This window comes from Pseudoalteromonas sp. Z9A6 (genome assembly GCF_011378805.1).
GTDB classification, from domain to species: domain Bacteria; phylum Pseudomonadota; class Gammaproteobacteria; order Enterobacterales; family Alteromonadaceae; genus Pseudoalteromonas; species Pseudoalteromonas distincta.
In genome coordinates this window covers 1-23636 of the sequence record NZ_WTKZ01000041.1, presented here as the reverse complement: position 1 = coordinate 23636, position 23636 = coordinate 1, and the positions used below count along the sequence as shown (strand labels likewise).

Below are 23636 nucleotides of genomic sequence, written 5' to 3'. Positions count from 1 at the left end.
CAGCTTAGCTGCTCTGCATCAAAGCCAATGAAGGCCCTATGAGCAAATCTCTCTCTATTAGCGAATATTTTTCTTACTTTAAAGACAAACGCTTAATCCACATTTTCATATTTGGTATGAGTAGCGGTTTTCCGTGGGTTTTAATTGGCTCTGTTATGTCTGCTTGGCTAAAAGATGAAGGGCTAAGTCGCAGTATGATAGGCCTATTTGGCATTGTATTTGGCGCTTACAGCATAAACTTTTTGTGGTCGCCACTCATTGACCGTACAAAACTTCCTATTTTATATAAATGGCTAGGCCAACGTCGCAGTTGGATACTATTTTGCCAAAGTTTTATTTTTATTGGCACCTTGCTATTAGCAGGGCTTGATTTAAAAGCTAATTTAGCAATTGTTGCTGCGATTTGTTTATTAATCGCCATTGCTTCGGCTACTCAAGACATTGCTATTGATGCCTTTAGAATAGACACCCTAAGCGAAAGCGAATCACACAAAGCAACCGCTGCAGCCGCCATGGCAACTTCGGGTTGGTGGACAGGTTATGCACTTTTAGGCGCCATTCCATTTTACATGGCCGATATCCCCTCGCTCGACTGGCCACAAATTTATTACTTTTTAGCTGCCGTAATGCTGCTGTTAATGAGTGGAGCACTGTTTGCAAAAGAGCCCGAAACTAACCGCGAAGCAGTACATGCTGAACTTGAGCGTGTGTACCTTGAAAAACTGTCCTCTACAAAACAAACTCCTTTAACAAAAACTGTTGCGTGGCTTGCGGTAACCGTTATTGATCCCTTTAGAGCTTTTTTTACTAAAAATGGCGTTAAAACAGCACTAGCATTACTTGCGTTTATTTTCTTATTTAAAATAGGCGAAGCGTTTTTAGGGCGCATGTCGATTGTGTTTTATAAAGAAATTGGTTTTAGTAATAGCGATATAGCTACATTTTCGAAGGTAGGTACAGCGGTACTTACAATCATATTTACCTTTGTTGGCAGTTTATTTAATCAAAAATATGGCATTGTTAAGGGTTTATTTGTAAGTGGTATTGCAATGGCTGCTTCAAACTTAGCCTTCTCGTGGATTGCTTTAGTTGGCCCTGACCTAAGGCTGTATGCCTTTGCTATTGTTATTGATGGCTTTACGCAAGCGTGGTCGTTGGTCGCTATGGTGGCCTTTATATCGATGTTATGCGATAGAGCATTTAGTGCAACGCACTATGCATTACTGGCGTCATTAGGGAATTTAGGACGAACATTGCTTTCAAGCTACAGTGGTGTAGTAATTGATGATTGGTTAATGGGAAATTGGTCGCTGTTCTTTATTTTAACAGCCTTAATGGTTTTACCTTCGTTGATATTTTTATATCTGATTAGGCATAAGTTGTATGAGCTTGAGAAGAATTACCACAAAAATATTTAATGCATCCCTGCATTAACATATTGCTTAGCACTATCAAGTGCCCCTTAGAGTGTACTAAGCAATTATTGAGTTAATCTACTTTTAGCAAGCTAAGTGCTTCATGTGGATCAACTTCTAGAGCTGTACAATAGCGAACAAACTCAATTACATCTAAACGGCGTTCTTGATTTTCAATCTTGCCGATAAACGAATGAGGCGTTCCAAGCACTTGTGCTAGGCTTCGCATTGTATGACCCTTTTCATGGCGCTTAGTTTTAAGCCACTTTGTTAGCTTTGCATTTTCTTCAGAAGAAACTGTTTTGCCCATCATTTTACATCTCCTACTAGATGATTTGACGTACCCATTAAAGCAGTAGTTTCCATCAATAGCCGTAGGCAGGTAAGCAGTCATACTTTCAATAGCAAGCTATTGCTTAATAAAGCATGTGTTGCTACTCACTCCACCAACACAGCTAAAAACTACGCTAATAATATGGTAAAGATTTGTTTTTATTGAGAATGAAATTTTGCCCGTCTCATTCTTGGATACATTATATACTATTAACACTTTGGTTAAATAATTAATTACATACTCGGTACAAAATCAACCTGAACGAACATTTATAAACACTGAATATTTGACCTAAGTTATCAGAAAATATTAAAAAAATAATATTACCTTCATAAAACAGCTTAAAAATATTTATAACATATTTGTTCCTTTTTAATGTTACACGTTTATTATTAAGCAATAATTTGCACTAAAAAGGCCAAGTAATGTTCAGACTTCTTTTTTTATTACCTATCGTGTTGTGTTTAGGTTGGTACTTTTTTTTGCGCCACAACGGCGTACCAATTAAACAAGGTAAAAAAGGCTTTATGTATATTTTAGCGTTTTCAGCCTTTGTGCTCGGCTTTTTTGTATTGATAATGCAAATTACCGAATACGCACCAACTGATTTGTAGGCATTAAAAAAGCCGCAAAAGCGGCTTTATTCTATTTAGCGTTTGGCTGTTAAACGCTAAAGCTTGCACCACAACCACAGGTTGTTGTTGCATTTGGATTAGATACAAAAAAGCGTGCGCCTTCTAATCCTTCAGTGTAATCAACCTCACCATCAACCAAATATTGAATGCTCATTGGATCAATAACGAGTGTTACACCATTTTTTACAATTTCTAAATCGCCAGGATTAGCTTTTTCATCAAAAGTAAAACCATATTGAAAACCAGAACAACCACCGCCTGTTACATAAACACGCAGTTTTAAGTCTGGGTTTTCTTCTTCGTCGATTAACTGTTTAACACGAACAGCAGCTGCATCGCTGAACTTAATTGGTAATTCTTCAGACATTTTAAAACCCTCAATATCGCAATGGCGTGATTATCTAATACCCGAGTGTTTTAATCAAGTATAGTAAAACAACTCTTTCCTCTAAGTTATACCTATAAATTAGTAAAAAAGTGGCCAAACATTAACTAGCTAAAATAATACTTAAGCAAACTAAAAGCGACCTTTATACGCTATAAACTCATTAAATATTTTAGTTATAGGCAATAGGTCTTAATCTTCACTGCAAATTGTTAATATAAGTTACGAAAATTTCAAAATCACAAGGACTTAGCTAAACTCTTTTGCTAAAATGCTGCTGAAAAATACAGCGAGGAATTATGCATGTGGCTTGAGCAACTCAGGCGTCGGCTGGCAAAACCTAAAACATCTGTACAATTATGCTTATTAGGCGTAGTTGCCGGATTAATTGCTGCATTTTTTATTATTTTATTTCGCTTAACCATTCTGTTTTTCCAAAGCTTATTTTTAGAAACACCTGACGACTTTACTACCCTACCAACACTTGAACGTGTACTAATGCCTTTAGTTGCTGCATTACTAATAGCCACGTTTGCTGCCTTTACTGGGTTTAAACATTACCGCTTGGGTATCCCCTTCGTTATACACAGAATTAAACGTCACTACGGGCAAATGCCTTTATACAATACGGTTAATCAATTTGTTGGTGGCGCACTTGCTCTCATTAGCGGTTTTTCAGTTGGCCGAGAAGGGCCTTCCGTGCATATGGGCGCAACGGGGGCGAGTATTTTGGCAGATAAGCTACATTTACCGCATAATGCCATGCGTACTCTAAGTGGTTGTGGAGTAGCGGCAGGCATAGCCGCGTCGTTTAATACTCCACTTGCAGCCGTTATTTTTGTAATGGAAGTGGTACTTCGTGAATATAAAGTACATATATTTGTACCTATCATGCTTGCCGCTGTTACTGGCGCACTGGCAACACAGTTTGTTTTTGGTGAAGGTTCAGAGCTTGCACTCATTACCATAGCGCCATTGAGTGGTTGGCATTACCCTTATTTAATATTATGCGGTATGGCGCTGGGTGCTATTGCATTTAGCTTTAATCAAAACTTAATGCTAATTATTAAAACATTTAAACCTTTAAGTATGTTCCCTCGTTTATTAATTGCAGGATGCATTGCCAGCTTAATAGCTTACGCAGTGCCTCATGCTATGGGCTCTGGTATGAGCGCAATAACTATCGCGGTTGAATCTCCTGATGACGTGAAGCTACTCACAACTATTTTAATCGCTAAACTACTTGCTACATTGTTTGCTATCGGTTTGGGTATACCAGGTGGTTTAATTGGTCCGGTAATTGGGCTTGGCGTATTAATTGGCACTCTAATGGCTTTTTTTGCTCAGTTTATTAGTCCTGGCACTGATATAGCGGGTACTTATGGCGTGTTAGGTATGGCCGGATTAATGGCCGCCACGTTGCATGCGCCACTAGCTGCTTTAACAACGGTCATGGAGCTTACATCGTCACCTGAAATAATTGTTCCAGCTATGCTTGTGATCACCACGGCCTATGTAACAGCATTACAGTTTTTTGGAAATCGCTCCATATTTTTGCAGCAACTAGATTTTCAGGGATTACCGTACCATGTATCTCCCGCTACCGAAGCATTACAAAAAGTGGGGATAATGGATGATATGGATGAAGACTTTAAATTGCTTTATTCTGACGACAAAGTGCAAATAAAAAGCACATTAGATGCCATGGATAGCCAAACTCCGTTAATTGTTTTTGACGAAGAAAATGGCTATCGTCTCGCTGAATACGATTTAACGCTAATGTCTAATGAAACAATAAATATAAATTATATTAGTTTGCAGGGCATCAGTAGTCAGGCCACCCTAGCCGATGCTTTCGATATCCTAAAAGATAAAAGAAGTGGCGCGCTTTACGTTTATAACCTTTTAGATAATCAACAAATTATGGGGCTATTACGCTGGGATCAAATTCATCATATTTTAACCATTCGTAACAGCTTACTTTAAACAATAAGGACTATTATGAGCGCATTATTGATTTATAAAACACTCCACATATTTTTTATGATTGCGTGGTTTGCCGGTATTTTTTACTTGCCTCGATTATTTGTATATCACGCTATGAGCGAGGAAAGATCATGCAACTCTATGTTAAAAGTTATGGAGCGCAGACTACTTTATTTCGTTACCCCATTTGCTGTATTAACCGCTGTATTTGGTGTATTGACCATTGTTGAATATGGTCGTGATTGGTTTAGATACAGTATGTGGTTACACTATAAACTAGTGCTGGTGATCATATTATATATATACCACGGCTACTGTTTTAAGTTATTAAATGACTTTAAACATGACCGCAACACTAAGACAGACCGCTTTTACCGTATTTTTAACGAGCTCCCAGTTATTGCGTTGCTCATCATAGTGGCGCTTGCGGTAATAAAACCTAATTTATAATACCAATCGGCTTATATGGGGTCTATTTAACGTTTAGAAAATTACGCTAGAGCTTGGCAAAATTTTTTATCTAGTTGTTCTAGGTTAAAAATTTTTAACAACGTTATAGTGAAATTTAATGCGCTAAATTGCTCAAATATCTATGCCGGTTGGTACAAGCTTTGCGGCGCATGTTAAACTTCGCTGCAATTTACAATACTTGCTTTAACACGCGCGATTGCGTGCTCCATTTATGGATTATCGCGCCCATTTGATTGATTAGGAATAACCCCATGTTAAGTTTCCAAGGTGAGCATATACTGTCTGTAAATCAGCTAGACAGAGACTGCATTGAACGTATTTTTGCAGTAGCAAAAAAAATGGAGCCTTATGCTAAAAAGCAAAAGCAAACTACGGTGCTAGAAGGCGCTATTTTAGCTAATTTGTTTTTTGAACCAAGCACTCGTACACGAGTTAGCTTTGGCACCGCCTTTAATTTACTTGGCGGTGGCGTACGTGAAACTACAGGTATGCAAAGTTCAGCCCTTGCTAAGGGTGAGTCTCTTTACGATACCGCCCGCGTTATTTCAGCTTATGCTGACGCTGTTGCTATGCGCCATCCTGATGCAGGCTCAGTAAGTGAATTTGCTGATGGCTGTACTGTGCCGGTTATTAATGGCGGCGACGGCCCAAATGAGCACCCTACTCAAGCATTGCTCGACTTATTAACCATTGAGCGCGAATTACATCGTTTTGGTCAAAATATTGATGGTATGCATATAGCGCTTGTGGGCGATTTAAAGTATGGCCGCACAGTGCATTCTTTATCTAAACTATTGTGCCATTATAAAAACGTAAAGTTTTCGATGGTCGCGCCTGATGGCTTACAAATGCCAACAAGCATTTTAGATGCAGTAGAAAATGCTGGCCATAAAATTGAGCTAGTAAATAAGATGGAAGGCAATTTAGCAGCCGATATTGTTTACCAAACACGTATTCAAGAAGAGCGTTTTCCATCGCAAGAAGAAGCAAATAAATACCGTGGCGGCTTTAGGATTAGCCAATCTATTTACAGCGCTCACTGTAAGCCTAACTCTGTATTAATGCATCCTCTTCCACGTGACAGTCGCTTAGAAGCCAACGAGCTTGATAACGACTTAAACAGTAACGACAATTTAGCAATATTTCGCCAGGTACAAAACGGCGTATTAATTCGTATGGCACTGTTTGCTTTAACACTCGGCGTAGAAAACAAAGTCGATAAGTATGAAGTAGACGTACCTTGGTTTAGCCGCAAACGCGACAGCTAACCCCCTTTTAAGTGACAATTTATAGGATTTTTCATGACAATTAGCCAAGACTTATTTGAACGCGCCCAAGCTTCTATTCCTGGTGGCGTAAACTCACCAGTTCGTGCTTTTAATGGTGTAGGCGGTACGCCACTATTCATTACAAAAGCAGAAGGCGCGTTTACATTTGATGCCGACGGTAATCGTTACATTGATTATGTTGGCTCTTGGGGGCCTATGATCATGGGCCATAACCACCCTGCAATTAAACAAGCCGTGCACGAAGCCGTAGAAAATGGCCTTAGCTATGGTGCGCCAACTGAAGCCGAAATATTAATGGCTGAAAAAGTAAAAGAGCTGGTTCCATCAATCGAAAAAGTACGCATGGTTAGCTCAGGCACTGAAGCAACGATGAGTGCAATTCGTTTAGCACGTGGCTTTACCGGCCGCGATAAAATATTAAAATTTGAAGGTTGTTACCACGGCCATGCTGACTCGTTATTAGTTAAGGCAGGCTCTGGTGCACTAACAATGGGCGTACCTAATTCTCCTGGTATTCCTGAGGACTTTGCTAAGCATACACTTACTGTGTCGTTTAATAACCTAGATGAAGTAAAAGCTATTTTTGCAAAATACGCTGACGAAATTGCCTGTATTATTGTAGAGCCAGTAGCCGGTAACATGAACTGCATTCCACCAGTACCTGGCTTTTTAGAAGGTTTGCGTGATGTGTGTGACGAATATAAATCAGTACTTATTTTTGATGAAGTAATGACGGGTTTTCGTGTTGCACTTGGCGGCGCTCAAGCTTATTACAACATTAAACCAGACCTTACGTGTTTAGGTAAAGTCATTGGCGGCGGCATGCCCGTTGGCGCGTTTGGTGGTAAAACCGAAATAATGGATTACATTGCGCCTGTGGGCCCTGTTTACCAAGCGGGTACTCTTTCTGGTAACCCTATTGCGATGGCTGCAGGTTTAAAATCACTTGAGCTATTATGTGAGCCAGGTCTACACGATAAGTTAGAAGCAACGTCTAAAGCAATTTGTGAAGGCTTTGAAGCTGGCGCTAAAAAAGCAGGCATTGCATTAACAACTAATTATGCTGGCGGCATGTATGGATTCTTTTTTACTGATGCTGAAAAAGTAACGACATACAAACAAGCGACTGAATGCGACCTAGAGCGCTTCAAACGTTTTTTCCACCTTATGCTTGAAGAAGGCGTGTACCTTGCTCCATCAGCATTTGAGGCTGGTTTTGTATGTGCTGCGCATACTGAACAAGAAGTAAAAGACACAATAGCTGCAGCGGAACGCTCGTTTGCTAAACTTTAAGTTAAAATTACTTTTATATTTTATAAACGCTTGTTTTTACAGTATGTAATTAAGACTAAAGATTGAAAAAAGCCCGAAAGGGCTTTTTTTATTTGTAAAGTACTATAAATGAATGATAATTAAGCATAACAAGGTCTATTCACCTTTACCCTAATTACAAAAATACAAGAGAGCCTTATGTCAGGATTACGCCAATTTTCTTTTCCCGCTATCCAGCTAATGGCAAATTTAAAATACAAAACTAAAATCAGCTTAATGTTTGGAATTTTACTCGTTCCTCTTGCACTTAGTTTGTTTTTTTAGTCTCATTATTAAGTGAAAGTATCGCTGTTTCAAAAATGCAGCAACAAGGCTTAAAAGGCTACAGGTCAATACTCTCAAATCAAATGCAGGGGGAAGCAAATCAAAATATAAAAATAGCTCGCTCACTCGGTTTTGATATAAAAGACGATCAAGAAAATGAAGTACTCGAACTTGTTTCTATTCAGTCAAACCTTGCCTTAGATAGTCAATTAGCAAGTGCTTATGTAAACCGCTCTTTAGTCACGCCGATTCCTGCACTTATAATGCAAATAAACTCGACAGCGCAAAGCGCAAACACTGTTTTGGCAAGTAATCGTTTTACGCCCGATACCTTTATAGCGCTTTCAAATTTTAGTAAATCACTTCCTTTGTACGAAAAACAACTCGATAAAATACTTAATGTCACCACCAATGCAGATAAATCAGTAAATAAGGCGCTCATGCCTTCGTTAACTAATTTACACAGTGCTGTTGGTGCATTCAAAAAAGCAATAGATGAAAAACTACTTGAGCCTGACGATATTTTATTAACTCAAGCAGAATTTAATAAGCTAACAAACAATGTTCACAGCAGTATTAATCAACTTGTTAGTAAGAGCATTCCAACGCTTGAGAGCCTTATTGAAGCAAAACTGCAAACTCAACAGTGGACTCGAAATCTTGTTTTAGCCGCTTCATTGATTAGTTTGTTATTTGCATTTTATTTAATGATTGGTTTTTATTTTGCGGTTGTTGATACCATTAATCGCTTTGCTGATGCGGCAAATAGAGCCGCGAATGGCGACTTAAATGCAACGATTGATTCAAGCACCAATGATGAAATGGGTATTATTGCATCGCGCTACAACGCATTACTTAATGCATTTTCACACTTATTATTTGACGTTAAAGCAAGTACAGAAGAGCTATGCGGCGCAACTAAATCGCTATCGCATGCGAGTAGCCAAACAAGCAATGATGTTTCAAAACAGCAAACTCGAGTAAATGCCATTTATAATGCACTAAGCGAAATGGCTCAAAACGCACTTGCAGTTGAAGAGTCAGCCCATCAAGCAACGCTTACCGCGCAAGATGCTGCTGCCCATGTAAAACAAGGTTCAGACAATACAATGGAGCTTGCTAAATATATGCAAGATCTACAAATTGAATTTGCAGAGAGCCAACAAGCACTCGATAAGCTAGCGCAAGATAGCCAAGAAATTAGCAAAGTTAGTAAAGGCATTAGTGAAATAGCCGATCAAACAAACTTGCTTGCACTCAATGCCGCTATTGAAGCTGCACGAGCTGGCGAGCATGGCCGAGGCTTTGCCGTTGTAGCTGATGAAGTAAGAACTCTTGCTCAGCGTACACAAACACAAACACAAGAAATTCACCAAATTATTAGCTCCTTACAACAAGCATCTGACGACACTCAGCAAAAAATGCGTTCAAGTGTTGAAAAAATGGAGCAATCGGTAAAAGCAGCCAATCAAACCAATGAAGTATTGCAAAGTGCAGAGCAAAGTATGGGCGACATTAAACATCAAGGTGAAGTTATTGCAGAGCGTGTTAAACAGCAGTCAAATGCGACAACACAAGCATTGAATGATTCGCAAGAGGTGAGTAATTTAGCAGATCAAACGCTAACATCAGCTCAATCAACGCTGCAAGATGCACAGCAGCTAAGTCGCTTATCTAATGATTTAACCAAATCAATGCAGTTTTTTAAATCTTAAGCGTTAACTACAACTCACAACAAAGCCGCTAAATAAGCGGCTTTGTTGTTTAAAGTAATCTTAAATTAACGTATGCATTGCGGCCTAGGCTCGAACTCACTCGCCCTAAGCGGTAGCTGAATCACCTTGCCACATCCTGGTGGTGCCTGCTTACCCGTTTGCTCATTTACAAATGCCCAGCGTATTGATGGCGGACGCGTATCAGCGATTGCTTGTGGGTTGAGTGGCTTTAAGTAACGTATATAGGCTTCAAGCGCTCCCACACTGCCTGTTAACCCCGTACTTTTGTTGTCGTCTCGACCAAGCCACGCAACAGTCACTGTATTTTGATCAAAGCCTGCAAACCAACTATCACGTAAATCGTTGCTGGTCCCTGTTTTACCAGCGAGCTGGATTGACGGAAAGTGTAAATTTAAGCGTTTAGCAGTGCCATCTTTCGTTACGCGTTTCATCGCGTATTTGGTCATATACATTGCAGATTTATCAAAACGAGGCTCTGCATTTACTTTATGCTTATAAAGTACTTTACCAACAGAGTCAGTTAATGCCGAAATTGCAGTGAGCTTTTTATATTCGCCATCTGCAGCAATTGTCGTATAAAGCTGAGCAACTTCAAAACTCGACATTTCAACAGCCCCTAAAAGCAACGATGGGTATTCGTTTATCGCCCCTTTAGCGCCTAATCCTTTTAGTGTATTCGCGACTTTATCAACACCTACATCGAGGCCTAAATTAACCGCTGGAATATTAATACTGTTACTAAATGCTTTATAAAGAGGTATTGCACCACGGTATTGATGATCAAAATTTTCTGGTTGCCACACTTTTCCCTGCTCATTTGTAACCTGTACTGGCGAGTCATCAAGCAAAGTAGCTAAATTATAATGTGGTAATTGCAATGCGGTTAAATACACAGCAGGTTTTACCAGCGAGCCAATATTACGTTTTGTATCTAAAACACGGTTAAACCCTGAATAACGAACATCGCGCCCTGCAACAAGTGCAGATACACCGCCCTTTTCTACATTAACAGAGATCATGGCTGCTTCTAGTTTTTCGGTTCTAGGACGATTTTCCAGGTACGGTAAGCTCTTTTCAATAGACTCTTCCATTGCTGTTTGCTTTTGCAAATCAAAATAAGTAAATACTCTTACACCTGCATCAAGTGTTTGCTGATCTGGCAATAATTCATTTAATTCTCTGTTTACTAACTCTAAATAGCCTGGATATGATTTTTGTAAACTCGCTTTCATTGGCGCAATATCAATTGGGCGATTAAGCGATGCACGGTACTCTTTTGTGCTAAGTAGCTTATTTTCAACCATAAGGCGAAGCACTAAGTCTCGGCGCTCCATTGTACGCTCTTTATAGCGACGTGGGTTGTAATAAGATGGACCTTTAACCATTGCCACCAGCAGAGCAATTTGATCGTACTCAAGCTCGTCTACAGGCTTTGAAAAGTAAAAGTCAGAGGCAAGCCCCATACCATGGATGCCTTGGTTGTATGATTGCCCTAGGTATACCTCATTTAAGTATGCTTCTAATATCTGATCTTTTGAATAGCGATAATCTAAAATAAGGGCAATAAAGGCCTCATTTATTTTTCGTACTAAAGAACGCTCACGCGTGAGGTAAATATTTTTAGCTAATTGCTGAGTAAGCGTACTGCCACCTTGAACGGTGCGTCCCGCTTTAATGTTTGAATAAAGCGCACGTAAAATAGAAAACACCGACACACCATGGTGATCATAAAAATCACGGTCTTCAACTACCAGTAGCGTATCTTTAAGCATGGCTGGAAACTTATCTAGCGGTACAAATTCTCTATCTTGTTTAGAGTCGTTACCAATTCGCGCTATTTGCACCGGTTCTAAGCGAGCAGAGTTTAAACGCCTGCCGAACTTATCTTTAATGGTCGCAACTTTTTGCCCTGCAAAACGAAGTTCAATAATATGTGATTCTTCAAGACCATCATAAAATTCAAAATCACGGCGATAAATTTTGATGCTATCTGCTGTTTTAACAAACTGGCCTGTTCTGCTTAATCTATTAACAGATGAATAATGTAAACGCTCTAACTCAAACACAACTTCTTGGCTAGATAAAAATTGCCCCGGATAAAACGCCATAGAACGAGCATACACTTGCGCAGGAAGTTGCCATTTATTACCTTCAAATATACGTGTAGTTTTTGAATCTAAATAAATGAAGTACATTGCCATTGCAATAAAAACAGCCAAGCTTAATTTCCAAAACACTGACCATGTTTTTCTCATAAAAGAGCGTTTAACAGTAGCTTTCACTGTTTTTTTACTGCCCTTTGAAGTGCTTTTTTTTGTCGTGCTTGACGATTTACTTGCACGTTTAGTTGCAGGTTTACTGGTAGGTGCTTTTTTATTGTCGGCCATTTAAGTGTAATTTATTCCAAGGGTTATTCACGAGTGTGAGCTTAGCATATTGGGCATACCCTAACATCCGAAAAGTTAACCCTCCCTGAAACAAAAAAAGCCCTACCGAAGTAGGGCTTTGTGTAAACACACTATTATTTAAATAAACTATTAGCTATTTCGAACAGAAACAAACTCTGGGTAGGCTTCAATACCACAATCGTGTTGATCCATACCGTTTAGTTCTTCTTCTTCGGTTACTCGTATACCCATTGTTTTGTTAAGCACAGTCCAAACAATAAATGATGCTACAAATACAAAGGCAAGAATACATACTAGACCCGTTAACTGATTAACAAAGCTTGCGTCGCCATTTGTTAGCGGTACTAACATAATACCTAATGCGCCACACGTACCGTGAACAGAGATAGCGCCCACTGGATCGTCAATCTTAACTTTATCAAGTGCTATGATACTAAATATAACAAGTGCACCACCAAGTAGACCAAGTAGACATGCCATTAATGGTGATGGTGATAAAGGGTCTGCTGTAATAACAACTAAGCCAGCTAACGCACCATTTAATACCATGGTTAAATCTGATTTACCCCAAAGTACTTTGCACACAAAGAGTGCTGCAATAGCACCCATTGCAGCGGCAGCATTAGTATTAAGTAATATTTGGCCTACTGCAGTTGCGTTTTCTTTATCAGAAAGTAGTAATTGAGAACCACCGTTAAAGCCAAACCAACCCATCCATAAAATAAATGTACCTAGTGTAGCAAGTGGTAAGTTTGAACCTGGAATCGGGTATATTTCACCGTTCTTACCGTATTTACCTTTACGAGCACCTAGAATTAACACACCTGCTAATGCAGCTGCTGCGCCTGCGCCATGTACAATTGCAGAACCTGCAAAATCAACAAAGCCCATTTCAGATAAGAAACCGCCACCCCATGTCCAGTAACCTTCAATAGGGTAGATAAAACCAGTTAGTACTACAGCAAAACCTAGGAAAGCCCACAGTTTCATACGCTCAGCAACAGCACCCGATACAATCGACATAGCGGTTGCAACAAATACTACTTGGAAGAAAAAGTCAGATTCTAAAGAATGGTCAGCATCGGCAGCTTGCGTACCAATTAAAGCGCCTATTGAAGGAATGAAACCACCTTCGGCATTGTCTACATACATAATGTTGTAGCCAACTAATAAAAACATCGTACATGCAATTGAATATAGCGCGACATTTTTAGTTAAAATTTCAGCTGTGTTTTTAGAGCGAACTAAGCCCGCCTCTAACATGGCAAAACCTGCTGCCATCCACATTACTAATATACCTGATATTAAAAAATAGAAGGTATCGAGTGAAAACTTTAGTTCTATTATTGTATTTTCCATGAGACCCCCTTAAATTGCTTCTTCGTCAAGTTCGCCAGTACGGATACGAACAATTTGATCTAAGTCGTACACGAAAATTTTACCGTCACCAATTTTACCTGTTGATGCAATTTTGGTAATTGCTTCAACAACGCGTTGACAATTTTCAGTACGCGTTGCAATTTCAAGTTTGATCTTAGGAATAAAATCTACTTGGTATTCTGCACCACGATATAACTCAGTATGACCTCGTTGACGTCCAAAACCTTTAACATCAACTACTGTCATCCCCTCAATTCCTAAATCAGCGAGTGCTTCACGCACGTCATCTAATTTAAATGGTTTTATGATTGCACTAATCATTTTCATAGCGGCCCCCTCGGACTCTTTATTGTTATCTTATTGGGTTAAACAATCCAACCTTTGTGCCACTATTTTTATATTTTTAAAAACAACAAGTTAATACAAAACACAAACTCAAGATCAAAAAAAACGCACCAATTAGGTGCGTTAATTTAACAAGTCAGCTACATTGGTGCGTGGTATATCTCTATATATTTATCGCGTACCTAGCTTTATTAAGAAAGGTTATACCACACAGTTTCTGCCTTGGCTTTTAGCTTGATATAATGCTTTGTCAGCAACACGCATTGCCTGCGTTAAACTAGTGTCTTGAAAGTCAGCTAAGCCTATACTCGTGGTAATTTTAATCGATTTATCGCTAATAGAAAAATCGTAACTAGCCATCTTTTTCCTGAATGCTTCAAAGTATTCGCGACCGCGTTCTAACTCTATTTCAGGTAATATTATGGCAAACTCTTCTCCGCCAACGCGTGCAACCGTAAAGTTGGAAAATGTAGATCGTATTAAAGAACCAACCTGCTTTAAGGCCTGGTCGCCGCCTTCATGGCCGAACGTATCATTAATATTTTTGAAAAAATCGATATCAAGCAATGCAAGAGTATTTTTCTGATTTTTACCTTTAAGAAGCTTTTCTGCATATTGATAAAAATAGCGTCGGTTATGAAGCCCTGTTAAATGATCCCTATGTGCACTTTCCTTAATATCTGAAATTAACGACAGCTGCTCCATTGTTTGAAGTACACGACAATGAAACTCCTCATTCATAAATGGCTTTGTTAAAAAGTCATTAGCGCCGTATTTAATAAATCGCGCGGATAACCCATGTTTCCCAGCGCCCGATAAACCAATAATTGCTAAATCGTCTCGGCCTCTAAAATTACGCACAGCTTTAACCAGCTCAAAGCCATCCATAGAGGGCATAGCGTAATCAGTCATTAGTAGCTTTATATCAGGATTAGCTTTTAATATTTCGAGTGCTTGCTGACCGTCATGGGCATCTGTTACATCAAACAATTGCTTTTCAAGCATTTGCTTCATTAACGAGCGACTTAGTAATGAGTCATCTGCTATTAATGCCTTACACCCTTGGTTTCTTAGTAATTGCGCAACGAGTTTAACGGCGTAATGGTAAGAATCGCGGTTATCTTTAATGACATAATCAACCACACCCAATTCAAGCATTTGTTGGCGCTTGTACTCATCTATTTTTGAGGTTAAAACAACGGTAGGAATTTTTTTAGATAAAGTATACTTTGCTACTTCACCGTGCGGAGCATCTGGCAAAGTTAAATCAACTAACGCAAGCGTATAATCGTACTTTTCTACATAAGTCGCGCATTCAGCTAAAGACCAAGCAAAATCAACAGCTACATCGAGGTATTGTGCCGTTAAGTGGCGAAGTACCTGCTGCACGACTTTACTGTCTTCAACCACTAATACTCTTTGCATAAAGCTTCTCTTTACCTTTAATTAATTTTGTAACAAAACAAAAAATACAATGCTATTACCGTAATAGCATTTATCAATAAACATCCGGTGTAGAGTGCACTTATGTGCTTGAAAGCGTAATCCATTAGATTTTTTGGTGATAGCTTGTATATAAAATCAATACAAGCAGGCCCGCAATATACCTGAATTTTGTAATTAACTAAATAAAGAAACCCAACCCAAAATAACTATAGAAGTGATTAATACGCATCTACAAGTGTATTAATCACTTACTTAACTAGTATTATCGGCCACTAGTCTCAATACTTTTGTTATTTAGCTCATTAATGTCTTTAATGGTGTATCAACAATAATAAGGACACCTAATGAAGCTTAGTCGTATTATCAGTTTACCGATAACCGTTATTGCATTAATAATCAGTACAAGCACACTTGCCGATAACCAACGTCGTATTGATGTAGACAGCAAAGTTGTTACTCAACATAAAGCTAAAATCAACGGTCAACGTTTTAACTACACTGTTGCTACAGGTACACAACCTGTATGGGATGATAAAGGCGACGCGGTTGCTACACTGCAATACACCTACTACACCCGCGACAAAGTTGACGACAGAACAACCCGCCCATTACTTATTTCTTTTAATGGCGGGCCAGGTTCGGCTTCGGTATGGATGCACCTTGCTTATACTGGGCCTCGTGTATTAAAAATTGATGACGAAGGCTACCCTATTCAGCCATACGGCGTAAAAGATAACCCTTATTCTGTACTTGATATTGCCGATATTGTTTATGTAAACCCTGTAAATACAGGCTATTCTCGCGTACTTGAAAACGAAAAAGGCGAACTTCCTTCTAAAGCCCAACAAAAAGAAATGTTTTTTGGTGTTAATGCCGACATTAAATACCTTGCTGAGTGGTTAAATACCTTTGTAAATAGAGCTGAGCGCTGGCGCTCACCTAAGTTTTTAATAGGTGAAAGCTACGGTACAACACGCGTGTCAGGTCTTGCTCATGAGCTTCAAAATAGTCAATGGATGTACATAAACGGTGTTGTACTAGTATCCCCTACTGATATTGGTATTAAACGCGATGGTCCGATTAAAGCCGCTAACCGCTTACCTTACTTTGCAGCCACTGCTTGGTATCACAAAGCACTTAAAGCCGATTTACAAGCTAAAGACCTAGACGAGTTATTGCCTGAAGTTGAAGAGTTTACTGTAAACGAGTTAATCCCAGCGCTTGCTAAGGGTGGCTTTATTAATGCTGAAGAAAAACGTCGAATTATTAAAAAAATGGCGCACTACGCTGGCTTATCAGAAAAGTTTGTTGAGCAAAATAACTTAGATATTCCAACTCAATTTTTCTGGAAAGAGCTACTACGTGAACGTGGTCAAACTGTGGGTCGCTTAGATTCTCGTTATTTAGGAATAGATAAACGCGACGCAGGTGAGTCCCCAGACTACTGGGCTGAACTTACCTCTTGGTTACACTCTTTCACTCCTGCAATTAATCACTACTTACGTGAAGAGTTAAACTATAAAACTGATGTAAAATATAACTTATTTGGTAATGTCCATCCATGGGATAGAACCGGTAATAATACAGGCGAAAATCTACGTTTAGCAATGGCGCAAAACCCTTACTTAAACGTGATGATCCAATCAGGATACTTTGATGGCGCAACCAATTACTTTGACGCTAAATATACGTTATGGCAATTAGACCCAAGCGGTAAAATGAAAGACCGTTTGAGCTTTAAAGGCTACAGAAGCGGACACATGATGTACCTTCGCCACGCTGATTTAGAAAGCTCTAATAACGATTTACGTGACTTTATACAGCACGCTTTACCCAAAAAAGGGCAAGCGGCTAAATACTAAAATACCTAAAACAAAAAATGGCTCTTTAAGAGCCATTTTTTATGTGCGTTTTTCATATCGTAAACAATAGCTTTTAAGTTGTGTGACTACAGCGTTAAAGCGCTCTTCCAGCTGCTGTATATATTCATTTTTAACTGTTTCGTTTTCTGCCTGTGTTTCTATCTGCTGGCATATATTTGCCAACTCAATAGCCCCAACAGACTTTGAAGACGACTTTAATGCATGAGCCTGAAAAGCTAAATCAACATAGTTTTTACTCTTAGCATACGCGTTAGCTAATTTAATTTGCTCCCCTGCTGTTTGTAAAAACGCATTAAATACCATGCAATGTACGCTAGGATCATCACCAAGCATTGCTTTTAGTAGCGTAATATCTAATTGATCAAAACTATCTGAAGCTATATTTTCACCATCTGATTTTTCTGAACGTGTATTGACCATAGTTTGAGAATACTCCATCAATAACGACTTTAATTTAACAAGCTCAATAGGCTTTGTTAAAAAGCCATTCATTCCACAACTATAGCAATTATCTATGTTGTTTTTGGTAATGTTGGCCGTAATTGCAATTATAATCAGTTCATCAAAATGAGTGTTTTCTCGTATTTTTTTGGCTAACCCTAACCCATCGAGTAAGGGCATTTGAGTGTCGGTTAGTAAAATATCAAAGCGTTTATTTTGTATGGCCTCCCAAGCTTGCTCACCGTTACTTACAAAAGTAGAGCACACTCCAAGCATAGTTAATTGCTGTTTTAACACTTGCTGATTTGTAACTTGATCTTCTGCCACTAAAACCTCAAGCGTAGGAAGCGTTACCGCATTTAAGCTTTGCTGTGTTATTTGAGGGGCTTGCACTTGTGCTGGCAAGTCAGTTTGATCAAAACTGTTAAAGTTTAGCGTAAAACAAGAACCTTTGTGCTGCTCGCTTTGTGCGCTCAAAGACCCTTGCATACGCTCTACCAGCTGCTTAGTTATCACTAAACCAATACCGGTTCCATTTACTTTACTGGTTTCAGCGCCTAAGCGGTCAAAAGGTTTAAATAGGCGAGAAATGTCATCTGGAGAAAATCCGCATCCGGTATCTATTACATCTATTTCGCATTGTTTATTACTTAACACCCGACAATTAATATTAATGCTGTCATTTAGTTTGTTATATTTAATCGCATTTGAAAGCAAGTTAAGCATCACTTGTTTAAAGCAGCGCTGATCAATATAAATACTCAATCCTTCTAAGGACTCAAAACCGTGAGTTTGCAGTGTTATTGATTGCCCTTTAATTAGCTCAGTGACAAGCTCTACTGACTCTTCTAATATGCTTTTAATAGGCACATAAGAAAAACTAAACTGCATATTACCCGACTCAATAGCTGTTAAATCAAGCACATCGTCTATGAGTAATAGTAAATGCTCTCCAGCTTGATAAATGCTTTTCGCGTTTTCTTTTTGTACTTTATTAGCACTCTCATCATATCCATACAGCTGGGCTAAGCCTAAAATTGCATTTAATGGAGTTCTTAATTCGTGGCTCATACTGGCCATAAAATCTGACTTTGCTTTACTTGCAGACTCAGCTTGAATTCGTAATGCATTTAATTTTTGATGGTTATTCGCAACCTCATCAACCATATTATTAAATGCATTTATTACACTGCCCACTTCATTTTGTTGTTGTTTATCTATATGGCAATCAAAGTCGCCTTTGGCTAAACGTGAAAACCCAAGTTTTAGCGTCCTCAAAGGCGATGTAACCCTGTAATCCACCAGCCAAGCTAAACCTATAAAAACGATAACTAAAATAATAAATTGTATATATATTAAGGTGTAATGAAGTTTTGAAGATTCGTTAATTTCATTCGTAAAATTAACAACCAAGCTAATATTAGCCAGCGGTTTGTCTAAAAATACCACCTGTTGAGATAACAGCATGTCGCCGTTTTCATTTGCTCCAACCCAATTCTCAAGCGGATACAATTGGTTTTTTGAATCAACATCAACAATTTTAATACTTTTCCAATTAGGGCGAGTTTGAAGTTGACTGTCTATTTCTTCATATAGCTCTGCATATTGCCTAGTTAACAACGGAGTCGTTATAGAAGTCGATAACTGCGCTAAAGAACGCTGAGCAGCCTTTGAAAGGCCATCGTTTACCCAACGCGCTTGTTCCGGTAAGGCGTAAAACATAAAAAGACAGGCCATAAGCAAGCCACAAAGCAATACCACAATAAAGCTTTGTGCTCTTAGGCTACGAAACCCACTAATTTTCAACATAAAAAGAGCGTAAGCCCCACTGAGTTAACTGCTGATACTCAGCTAAAGTTGCAATACTAGGTTTAATAATTGGGATACCTGCAAGCAAATGTTTATGCTCTGGGCTTTGCCCTATATCTAAAATAGCTTGTTGCACTTTTAACTGTATTGCAGCATCAACCCTTGGGTGGGCGACAATTGGGTGGCGACTAATTTCACGCGTTTTATAAAGAATTTTGAGTTTATTTTGTAAGCTTTCTGGTTGTTGTTTAAATGTGCCCATTACACCACCGCCCGCCATTGTTGAGTGCAGTGCTACATTTAAATATACCGATGGATGAGTTTGGACATATACAGGCTTTATTGTTAGCCCGTATAACAATGCTAAATCAGCTCTCATTAATAATGACGCACCTAATGCGTTAGGTGCAGGGAATGCTATTTCAGCGCCCTCTAGTTGGCTTAAATTATCAATATCACTGTCTTTGTTTACGAGCAAAATACCTTGCAGCTTTCGACCTGCATCTTTTATTAGTGGTAAATATCCCTGTTTTTCGTATGCTACAACACTATGCCATGGGTTCATATATGCAAAGTCGTACTCACCATTAGCAAAGGCTTTTTCAAATACAGGAATAAACTCAACTGTAATTAGCTTTATTGTTACTCCCGTTTGCTTACTTACTTGCTTTAACAAAGGTTGCCAAATAGTATTTAGCTTTTGCGGCTCGTATTGCGGCACTACACCAAAGGTATATTCTTGAGCTAATAAGAATGGGCTGTGTATCAAACATAATATAGCCACTAAATACTTCATCAATTCTCCAAATAATAGCGTGTCATTATTGCTTAAGCGTAGTTAAAGACTACTCAACACAGCATTAAATTATTATATATTCGATATTTAGCATTGACCTGCTTTGATTACAGGTAGTTTTGGAGTGTATTTTTTATCTGTGAGCATATGATGCAAGTTCATAAATGTGGTGTAAGTACTTTTCAATCCGACCTTATTGCTTAGTCAAGTAGGTATTGCCCCATCAGGCAAAGCATATACTTGGTACTCAATATCAAGGCGGCCTTTGTCCTCACTCAGTAGCCAGCGTGCATTTAAAGTAGTAATTCTTATAACGCCATTGTTTTTGGGCTGCTTATTAGGGCGAGCACTAATAAGCAATTGGCTTTTATTTGCAGTTAACTGTGAATAACAAGAATAAGTAATGCTATCTCTATCTCTATCTCTAACAGGCCAAGGGGAATTAAAATAACTGTACACTAAATTTTCTGGTGGGCTTATGTGCTTAATAACCTTTACCTGAGATATATTTTCGAGCCATTGGGGTGCGGCATCGGTATCACTAAGTAATTCTAAAAACTCATTGGTGGATACGCCTTTCACGCTCATCTGCGCTTTTACTTCAAAGGTATTATCACTGTGGCTTTGATAATACACACTTACGCCATTTTTGTTTTTATACAAATGCCATATGGGCTCAGCGTAAGTGTTAAAACTAACTAATAAAAAATAACGAATAAACACTTTTGCAACTGAATTTTATTACAAAAGCGCATCATTTATTTTTGCCAGTAAGGTTCTATGTCAAGTGAAGCAAGGCGACTTTGCTCCATGGCACTGACCAAATATTCAGACTTTTGTTCAAGCCATGACTGGATTTTAGCAAGCTGTTCGTCTTCTTGCCCTGCACATAATTGCTTTAAATACTCAAGCGTACTTAATTCATAAATACCATGAGAAATATCAAGCCAAGGCAATCTAAACTCTAGGCGTTCTTCTTTATCAAATAACGATCCTAAACAGTTACCGCTCAGTAGGCTATTTTCAAGCTGAGTTCGCAGGTTTAAATACGAAGCGACATCGAGTGTTTGCTCCTTTGGAAGCAACTCGTGCAGGTTTTTCCAGTCTTTATTAAAAAGCCTATTGGCAATAGACGATACATTTTGCTCAGCCGCTTGAAGCTCTGCTTGCCCCCAGTCTTTACGCCATTGCTTATCGATTAACCAGGTAGTTAACGATAGTAATAAACGATTATAACGTGCGCTGTGAAACAGTGCATTTATATCGTCAATGCTTGGCTGTAACTCTTTTAAGTCTCCAATGACTTGAGCAAGTGCTGGCGCCGCATTAATTTTTTTATAAAAAGCATGGCGTTTAGACGTGTACGTTTTTAATTGAATCGCGTTTTCTACCCACGCTAATTCACTTAATAACCATTTAAGTTCGGTACGTAAGTGCTCTGTACTTTCTTTAGATACTATATCGTCGTATAGCCAAAAAGTATGGCGGATTAAACTGATACCGTCAGTTACGCGTTTAAGTGTTTTTAAACTTGGCTTATCGAAATAGCATTGCTCGTGCTTTTGTACAAAGCGAATGCCAAAGTTCATGGCTTCAACTAAAGCACGCTCTTGAGTAGTCGACTTTGGTAATTGTACAAAACCAATAGATTTGCTTGGCATTAAAGGCTTTTTATCAGCAAGTCGATAACCACGTGCGGCCTTAGAATACAAACCTAAGCGTATGCAGTTTTGGCTAACTAGTATATCTGCCAATGCAAACAACTCATTACGACTGCCCTCAACAAGCTCAATTTCTAGCTCGCTAATAATTTCAATTTTACCCGAAGCCGCAATTTCACCTTTATCGAGTACGACTTCAATTTTAGCGCCACTTTCGGTTTCAATTAACCAAGTACGACGAATAAAGTTAGTACTAAATATTGGATACAAGTTTTTTGAGATGGCGCTTATTTGCATGCCATGAGGCCAAATATCAGCATCAAACGCCATTAAATTAGGGCGGCTTGATTCAATTGGTAAATTGTACTCTGGACGTTGGTGTAAACCACCTACCACTTCACCTGCAAGCTTTATAGTTTGCTCGCATTCGCTGTCAGAACAACGCGTTCGAAAGCCTATATCAAGCGCTCTAAGCTCTCTGCTTGGCGTATCGTAGTATGCATTTTGTAAGCTGCGAGACGGTTTATTCTTCACCGTTTTTGCAAATTGAGTAATTAACGAGGGGATCAGTGGAATAACGGCATCTGATACCAAAAATTTCAGTTCTATCTCAGTATCCATTCGGTTTGCGGATTACCTTTAAAATAAATAAGTGCTCAAAATAAACAAAGCGCCTTAACAATGCAAATTTTTTAACCTTATTTTAGGGCCTGATGACCTTTGCGGATTAAAATTCGTTCTATCTAGGAGCAATTTAATCATAGCGTGAGGCTTGTAACCTAGTGGACTCGATAACTACTCCTGCGTTACCGTACTGGGTTACAATATCAGTCTTGCTATTGATCTATTTAATCCATACTATCTAACTACTTATGTGAAATAAAAATCACGTTCATAACGGACGCAGTTAGATCAACAAGGTAGATAAATGCTAAAACATTGTTTATTAGGGCTACTTTTAACAGCCACCACATTCATGAGTTATGCACAAGAAGCACAACCTGCAAATTCAACGGATGCAAACACCGCTTATATTATCGATAATCTATACACTTTTATGCGCTCTGGGGCGAGTAAAAATTATCGACTACTCGGCTCTGTAGATGCTGGAACAAAGTTAACCTTGTTATCAAATGAAGAAAACGGCTTTATAAAAATTAAAGATGATAAAGACCGCGAAGGCTGGATAGAAACTAAATTTATTACTAAAACAGCTGGCTTACACCAACAGTACAAAACACTAAGTAGCGAAATGAGCACTATGCAAGAAAAGCTACGTCAAGCTCAAATAGAACTTCCACAGCTACAAGAACAAAACCAAACTTTAACAGATCAAAATCTGCAGTTATCTGCTCAAATTACTAAGCTTAAAACAACGCTAGAGCAAGAGCGCACTCAAAAAGAAGCTGCTAGCTCAAAAGAGAAACGCCAGCTACTGACTTACGGTGGTGCTATTGCGTTTTTAGGCCTGTTTTTAGGTATTATATTAACGATAGTGCTGTCACGTCGTAAGCGCTACGAAGGTTGGGCGTAAAGCTCCATCCAACTAAATACAAAAAAGCCGCTTTATCGCTGTCTCTTGATCACAAGTCTGACTCAAGAGATTTTGCTAAATCGTAG

Annotated in this window: 18 protein-coding genes and 1 pseudogene; 9 read left to right on the top strand and 10 right to left on the bottom strand. The window is 38.8% G+C overall.

Annotated features, from left to right (window positions below):
• Window positions 1-38: 38 nt before the first annotated feature.
• The gene (locus GQR53_RS14605; protein WP_002958907.1) at window positions 39-1418 is read left to right on the top strand and encodes an MFS transporter; all 1380 of its coding nucleotides are present in this window, start codon (window positions 39-41) and stop codon (window positions 1416-1418) included.
• Between the two features lie 70 nt (window positions 1419-1488).
• On the opposite strand, the gene GQR53_RS14600 is transcribed toward GQR53_RS14605, so the two are convergent.
• The gene (locus GQR53_RS14600) at window positions 1489-1728 is read right to left on the bottom strand and encodes a helix-turn-helix transcriptional regulator (protein ID WP_002958908.1); all 240 of its coding nucleotides are present in this window, start codon (window positions 1726-1728) and stop codon (window positions 1489-1491) included.
• A 446-nt stretch (window positions 1729-2174) separates the two neighbouring features.
• Here GQR53_RS14600 and GQR53_RS14595 point away from each other — a divergent pair, with 446 nt between their 5' ends.
• Window positions 2175-2363: a hypothetical protein gene (locus GQR53_RS14595; protein ID WP_024596569.1), complete on the top strand. Its 189-nt coding sequence runs from the start codon at window positions 2175-2177 to the stop codon at window positions 2361-2363.
• 49 nt (window positions 2364-2412) lie between these two features.
• Here the strand turns inward: GQR53_RS14595 and erpA are convergent, their stop codons facing one another.
• On the bottom strand, window positions 2413-2751 hold the full coding sequence (gene erpA / locus GQR53_RS14590; protein ID WP_002958911.1) for an iron-sulfur cluster insertion protein ErpA: 339 nt from the start codon (window positions 2749-2751) through the stop codon (window positions 2413-2415).
• 321 nt (window positions 2752-3072) lie between these two features.
• Between erpA and GQR53_RS14585 the strand changes: the two genes are divergently transcribed.
• From GQR53_RS14585 to GQR53_RS14565, 5 genes and pseudogenes are all read left to right on the top strand, one after another.
• The gene (locus GQR53_RS14585) at window positions 3073-4755 is read left to right on the top strand and encodes a chloride channel protein (RefSeq protein WP_002958912.1); all 1683 of its coding nucleotides are present in this window, start codon (window positions 3073-3075) and stop codon (window positions 4753-4755) included.
• A 15-nt stretch (window positions 4756-4770) separates the two neighbouring features.
• Complete coding sequence (locus GQR53_RS14580) at window positions 4771-5205, top strand: CopD family protein (protein ID WP_002958913.1); 435 nt, start codon at window positions 4771-4773, stop codon at window positions 5203-5205.
• Between the two features lie 272 nt (window positions 5206-5477).
• Window positions 5478-6494 carry an aspartate carbamoyltransferase gene (locus GQR53_RS14575; protein WP_002958914.1) on the top strand — a complete coding sequence of 339 codons (1017 nt, stop codon included), beginning with the start codon at window positions 5478-5480 and terminating at the stop codon, window positions 6492-6494.
• Between the two features lie 33 nt (window positions 6495-6527).
• A complete protein-coding gene (hemL, locus tag GQR53_RS14570) occupies window positions 6528-7808 on the top strand; it encodes a glutamate-1-semialdehyde 2,1-aminomutase (RefSeq protein WP_165744316.1) in 1281 nt (426 codons plus the stop codon).
• A gap of 177 nt (window positions 7809-7985) precedes the next feature.
• Window positions 7986-9826: pseudogene (locus GQR53_RS14565) on the top strand (methyl-accepting chemotaxis protein).
• A gap of 65 nt (window positions 9827-9891) precedes the next feature.
• Here the strand turns inward: GQR53_RS14565 and mrcB are convergent.
• From mrcB to GQR53_RS14545, 4 genes are all read right to left on the bottom strand, one after another.
• Window positions 9892-12234, bottom strand: a complete 2343-nt coding sequence (gene mrcB, locus GQR53_RS14560; RefSeq protein WP_165744315.1) for a penicillin-binding protein 1B — start codon at window positions 12232-12234, stop codon at window positions 9892-9894.
• 150 nt (window positions 12235-12384) lie between these two features.
• Window positions 12385-13614 carry an ammonium transporter gene (locus GQR53_RS14555; protein WP_010555509.1) on the bottom strand — a complete coding sequence of 410 codons (1230 nt, stop codon included), beginning with the start codon at window positions 13612-13614 and terminating at the stop codon, window positions 12385-12387.
• A gap of 9 nt (window positions 13615-13623) precedes the next feature.
• The gene (locus GQR53_RS14550) at window positions 13624-13962 is read right to left on the bottom strand and encodes a P-II family nitrogen regulator (protein WP_004587162.1); all 339 of its coding nucleotides are present in this window, start codon (window positions 13960-13962) and stop codon (window positions 13624-13626) included.
• 219 nt (window positions 13963-14181) lie between these two features.
• A complete protein-coding gene (locus GQR53_RS14545) occupies window positions 14182-15405 on the bottom strand; it encodes a response regulator (RefSeq protein WP_024598298.1) in 1224 nt (407 codons plus the stop codon).
• 365 nt (window positions 15406-15770) lie between these two features.
• On the opposite strand from GQR53_RS14545, the gene GQR53_RS14540 reads away from it, so the two are divergent.
• Complete coding sequence (locus GQR53_RS14540) at window positions 15771-17288, top strand: carboxypeptidase (protein ID WP_165744314.1); 1518 nt, start codon at window positions 15771-15773, stop codon at window positions 17286-17288.
• Window positions 17289-17327: 39 nt separating this feature from the next.
• Here GQR53_RS14540 and GQR53_RS14535 read toward each other — a convergent pair whose 3' ends face one another.
• The 4 genes from GQR53_RS14535 to GQR53_RS14520 form a co-directional block, all read right to left on the bottom strand.
• Window positions 17328-19559, bottom strand: a complete 2232-nt coding sequence (locus GQR53_RS14535; RefSeq protein WP_165744313.1) for an ATP-binding protein — start codon at window positions 19557-19559, stop codon at window positions 17328-17330.
• Entirely contained in the window at window positions 19546-20355 is an 810-nt protein-coding gene (locus GQR53_RS14530) for a phosphate/phosphite/phosphonate ABC transporter substrate-binding protein (protein WP_165744312.1), read from the bottom strand. Before GQR53_RS14530 ends, GQR53_RS14535 begins: the two co-directional genes overlap by 14 nt.
• Before the next feature lie 204 nt (window positions 20356-20559).
• On the bottom strand, window positions 20560-20991 hold the full coding sequence (locus GQR53_RS22520) for an START domain-containing protein (protein ID WP_346774395.1): 432 nt from the start codon (window positions 20989-20991) through the stop codon (window positions 20560-20562).
• Between the two features lie 122 nt (window positions 20992-21113).
• Window positions 21114-22637 (bottom strand): CYTH and CHAD domain-containing protein, encoded by a 1524-nt coding sequence (locus GQR53_RS14520; protein WP_024598302.1) that lies wholly within the window; start codon window positions 22635-22637, stop codon window positions 21114-21116.
• 307 nt (window positions 22638-22944) lie between these two features.
• On the opposite strand from GQR53_RS14520, the gene GQR53_RS14515 reads away from it, so the two are divergent.
• Window positions 22945-23550, top strand: coding sequence for a TIGR04211 family SH3 domain-containing protein (locus GQR53_RS14515; protein WP_149594171.1), 606 nt, complete (start codon window positions 22945-22947; stop codon window positions 23548-23550).
• Window positions 23551-23636 lie beyond the last annotated feature (86 nt).

Bases quoted from the DNA above. Each gene is read 5' to 3' on its own strand.
- GQR53_RS14605 (WP_002958907.1), top strand. From the start codon at position 39: ATGAGCAAATCTCTCTCTATTAGCGAATATTTTTCTTACTTTAAAGAC.
- GQR53_RS14600 (WP_002958908.1), bottom strand. From the start codon at position 1,728: ATGATGGGCAAAACAGTTTCTTCTGAAGAAAATGCAAAGCTAACAAAG.
- GQR53_RS14595 (WP_024596569.1), top strand. From the start codon at position 2,175: ATGTTCAGACTTCTTTTTTTATTACCTATCGTGTTGTGTTTAGGTTGG.
- erpA (WP_002958911.1), bottom strand. From the start codon at position 2,751: ATGTCTGAAGAATTACCAATTAAGTTCAGCGATGCAGCTGCTGTTCGT.
- GQR53_RS14585 (WP_002958912.1), top strand. From the start codon at position 3,073: ATGTGGCTTGAGCAACTCAGGCGTCGGCTGGCAAAACCTAAAACATCT.
- GQR53_RS14580 (WP_002958913.1), top strand. From the start codon at position 4,771: ATGAGCGCATTATTGATTTATAAAACACTCCACATATTTTTTATGATT.
- GQR53_RS14575 (WP_002958914.1), top strand. From the start codon at position 5,478: ATGTTAAGTTTCCAAGGTGAGCATATACTGTCTGTAAATCAGCTAGAC.
- hemL (WP_165744316.1), top strand. From the start codon at position 6,528: ATGACAATTAGCCAAGACTTATTTGAACGCGCCCAAGCTTCTATTCCT.
- mrcB (WP_165744315.1), bottom strand. From the start codon at position 12,234: ATGGCCGACAATAAAAAAGCACCTACCAGTAAACCTGCAACTAAACGT.
- GQR53_RS14555 (WP_010555509.1), bottom strand. From the start codon at position 13,614: ATGGAAAATACAATAATAGAACTAAAGTTTTCACTCGATACCTTCTAT.
- GQR53_RS14550 (WP_004587162.1), bottom strand. From the start codon at position 13,962: ATGAAAATGATTAGTGCAATCATAAAACCATTTAAATTAGATGACGTG.
- GQR53_RS14545 (WP_024598298.1), bottom strand. From the start codon at position 15,405: ATGCAAAGAGTATTAGTGGTTGAAGACAGTAAAGTCGTGCAGCAGGTA.
- GQR53_RS14540 (WP_165744314.1), top strand. From the start codon at position 15,771: ATGAAGCTTAGTCGTATTATCAGTTTACCGATAACCGTTATTGCATTA.
- GQR53_RS14535 (WP_165744313.1), bottom strand. From the start codon at position 19,559: ATGTTGAAAATTAGTGGGTTTCGTAGCCTAAGAGCACAAAGCTTTATT.
- GQR53_RS14530 (WP_165744312.1), bottom strand. From the start codon at position 20,355: ATGAAGTATTTAGTGGCTATATTATGTTTGATACACAGCCCATTCTTA.
- GQR53_RS14520 (WP_024598302.1), bottom strand. From the start codon at position 22,637: ATGGATACTGAGATAGAACTGAAATTTTTGGTATCAGATGCCGTTATT.
- GQR53_RS14515 (WP_149594171.1), top strand. From the start codon at position 22,945: ATGCTAAAACATTGTTTATTAGGGCTACTTTTAACAGCCACCACATTC.